The following is a 3,314-nucleotide window of genomic DNA, read 5'->3' as shown; positions in this document are numbered from 1 at the left end:
GCTCTCCCAGGCCGTCGTCGAGGCCGCCGGCCGGCTCGGCGAAGCCCTGCGCCAGCCCTGACCGGCCCGCCAGCCCGCCGGCCCGCCGGGCCGGTCGAACCGGCGCAGCAGGCCGCCGAGCCGTGCCCGCGGAACACCCGTGGGCCGGCCGCCGGTTCGGGCATCCGGTTCGGGCATCCGGTTCGCGCACCATCGGGTCGGCTGACCGTCCGTCAGCTAGCGTGGGCGTGTGAATCAGGACGAACGCTCACTCCACGCCTCGTCGTTCGGCGTCGCGGCGACCGCCTACGCCGAACACCGCCCCGACTACGCGCAGGCCGCCGTGCGCTGGGCGCTCGAACCCGCGCCCGGCCCGCGGGTGCTCGACCTCGGCGCCGGCACCGGCAAGCTGACCGCGGGACTGCTCGCGCCGGGCGCGGAGGTCGTCGCGGTCGAGCCCGACCCGGCGATGCTGGCCGAGCTGCGCCGCTCGCTGCCGGGCGTCCGCGCCCTGCGGGGCAGCGCCGAGGCGATCCCGCTGCCGGACGCCTCCGTCGACGCCGTGCTGGCCGGCAACGCCATGCACTGGTTCGACATGGCCGTCGCGGGCCCCGAGATCGCCAGGGTCCTGGCACCCGGCGGCGTGCTGGCCGGCCTGTGGAACCTGCTGGACGACCGGGTCGACTGGGTCGCCGGACTGGCGCGGACCGCCGGGAGCGCGGCCGTCGGCCCTCGTGACACGCCCGCCGCCTGGCGCGCCGAAACGGCCGCCATGCACCTTCCGAAGGCCGGCGGACCCGCCCGGTTCGGGTCGCCCGAGCAGACCGCGTTCCCGCACGGGCAGCGCCGCACGGCCGACACCCTGGTCGCCTCGCTCGCGACCCGCGCGGGGATGCTGGTCATGCCGGAGCGGGAACGGGAGGCCGCGCTGGGCCGGATCCGGGCCTTCCTCGCGGGTGAACCGGAGACCGCCCGCGGTGAGTTCACCCTGCCGATGCTGACCGGGGTGCTGCGCAGCCGGAGGCTGTGAGGGCGGTCCCGAGGCTCCGGGCCGCAGCCATGCGGGTGCCGTGGCGTGGCCGGATCCGGTTCCCCGTCGCCGGGGCCGTGTCAGCATGCAGTCGGTGAGGTCAACTGACTGAACACGGACAAGAATGGGGGGCTATTCATGATCACTCGACTCGGGAGGGGTGCCGGCTTGCGGAGGTGGGCGGCGCTGACCGCCGCCGCACTCTGCGGAGCCGTCGGCGCCGGCACCGTCGGGGCTACCCCGGCCGCGGCGGCCGACCAACGTCACGCGATCTACGCCGTCGCGCACCGGGTCGACACCCTGGACGGCGTCGACGCCGCACTCGACCACGGCGCCAACGGCATCGAGATCGACGTCTGCGCCTGGTGGAACCCGAACGAATGGCGCGCCTACCACGACTGCTCCTCGGCCGGCGACGCCCGGCTGGGCCCGAGCTTCGACAGCATGATCGACCGGATCGTCGGCAACGCCGGTGCCGGGCGCCGGCTGGCCCTGGTCTGGCTGGACATCAAGGACCCCAACTACTGCGGGGAGCAGCAGAACCGCGGATGCAGCGTCGCCGGACTGCGCGACAAGGCCCAGCGGCTGACGGCCGCCGGCATCCAGGTGCTCTACGGCTTCTACGAGTACCACGGCGGCAGCACCCCGGACGTCGGCGGCCGCGGCTGGAAGAGCCTCGAAGGCAGGCTCGGCCCGCTGGAGGGCATGACGACGACCGGGACGCGCGACCGGGTCCGCGCCGCCTTCGACCGGTCCGGCCCGGCGATCCCGGCCGGCCGCCGGGTGATGGACTACGGCGACAGCGACATCACCAAGGGGTTCGGCAACTGCACCGAAGCCACGTACAACACGTGCACGGAACTGAAGAAGGGCGCCGCGGACCGCGCCGCCGGACAGCTCGCCGCCACGCTCTCCTGGACGACCACCTACAACGACCCGTGGTACGTCGACAAGCTGCTGGGCGACGCGCGGGTGGACGGCATCATCGCGGGCTACGGCGCCTTCACCGGGGTGCGCGAGTACGACCGGAGCTGGCAGTGCGCCAACGCCGTCAACCTCGTCCGCGACTGGGTGAACCGCCACGGCTCGACCCACCGCATGGCCAACGCCGGTGACCGCATGTTCCGTTAGGGCTCCGTCGGGGCCGGGGCCGGGTCGAGTCGTGCACGCATTCGGTTCGACCCGGCCGCGGTCGGCGCGGTACGGTCGCCTGTCATGCACACCAGGCCCGCCGTGCGGCCCCGGCCGCACCGGTGACGGTCGGTCAGGGCCGGTGCGCACGGGCAGCGATCACGCCCGGCCGACGGGGTGCCACCGGAGTCGACGTTCACCCGGTGGCACCCCGCGCCGAGAGGGCGACGGGGGAAGACGGGGGCGATGGACGTCGAGGAGACCGAGGGCCTGCACACGGCGGGGCCGATCCGCTCGGCCGGGCAGGGCCGCTACGAGATGCAGGCACCGCTCGGGGAGGGCGGCATGGCGTCCGTGCACCGGGCCCGCGACCGGGTGCTGGGACGGACCGTCGCCGTGAAGACGCTCCACCCGGACCTGGCCCGCGACTCGGCCTTCCGCGAGCGGTTCCGCCGCGAGGCGCAGGCGGTCGCGGCGCTCAACCACGTCAACATCGTGGCCGTGCACGACAGCGGCGAGGACACCGGGCCCGACGGCGTGGTGCCGTACATGGTGATGGAGTACGTCCGGGGCCGGTCGGTGCGCGAACTCGTCCGCGAGGCGGCCGCGCGCCGTGCCGGCGGCACCGTCCCGCTGGACCGTGCGCTGGCCGTGACCTCGGCCGTGCTGGACGCCCTGGAGTGCAGCCACCGCCAGGGGCTCGTCCACCGGGACATCAAACCGGCCAACGTCATGACGACGGACGACGGCACCGTCAAGGTGATGGACTTCGGCATCGCCCGGGCGCTGCAGTCGGACGCCACCGCGATGACCCGCACGGGCACCGTCCTCGGCACACCCCAGTACCTCTCGCCCGAGCAGGCGCAGGGCAGGCCGGCGGACGCCCGCTCCGACCTCTACTCGGTCGGCTGCATGCTGTTCGAACTGGTCACCGGCACCCTGCCGTTCGACGGGGAGTCGGCGATGAGCGTGCTCTACCAGCACGTCCAGCAGCCGCCGCCGGTGCCGTCCTCGATCAACCCGTCGCTGCCGCCGGCCGTCGACGCGGTGGTGGCCCGCGCCCTCGCGAAGGATCCCGCCGGGCGCTACCAGAGCGCCCACGCCATGGTCCAGGTAGGCGCTCTGGGCGCGGCGGGTCGGGAAGTCGGCCGGGGCGAGGGTACGCAGTTCCTCG

Annotated in this window: 3 protein-coding genes; all 3 read left to right on the top strand. The window is 74.4% G+C overall.

The window, feature by feature from the left end; genetic code table 11:
- The first annotated feature begins 229 nt into the window (after window positions 1-229).
- The gene (locus ABZ641_RS30300; protein ID WP_359986906.1) at window positions 230-1,009 is read left to right on the top strand and encodes a class I SAM-dependent methyltransferase; all 780 of its coding nucleotides are present in this window, start codon (window positions 230-232) and stop codon (window positions 1,007-1,009) included.
- Between the two features lie 168 nt (window positions 1,010-1,177).
- On the top strand, window positions 1,178-2,140 hold the full coding sequence (locus ABZ641_RS30295) for a phospholipase (RefSeq protein ID WP_359986904.1): 963 nt from the start codon (window positions 1,178-1,180) through the stop codon (window positions 2,138-2,140).
- A 246-nt stretch (window positions 2,141-2,386) separates the two neighbouring features.
- Window positions 2,387-3,314 (top strand): protein kinase (locus ABZ641_RS30290; RefSeq protein WP_359986901.1); only part of this gene is annotated, 928 nt, incomplete at its 3' end.

The sequence above is a fragment of the Kitasatospora sp. NPDC007106 genome (assembly GCF_040634455.1).
Lineage (GTDB): Bacteria > Actinomycetota > Actinomycetes > Streptomycetales > Streptomycetaceae > Kitasatospora > Kitasatospora arboriphila.
Note: the sequence above shows the minus strand (reverse complement) of the source record. Positions and strands in the feature narration are given on the sequence as shown.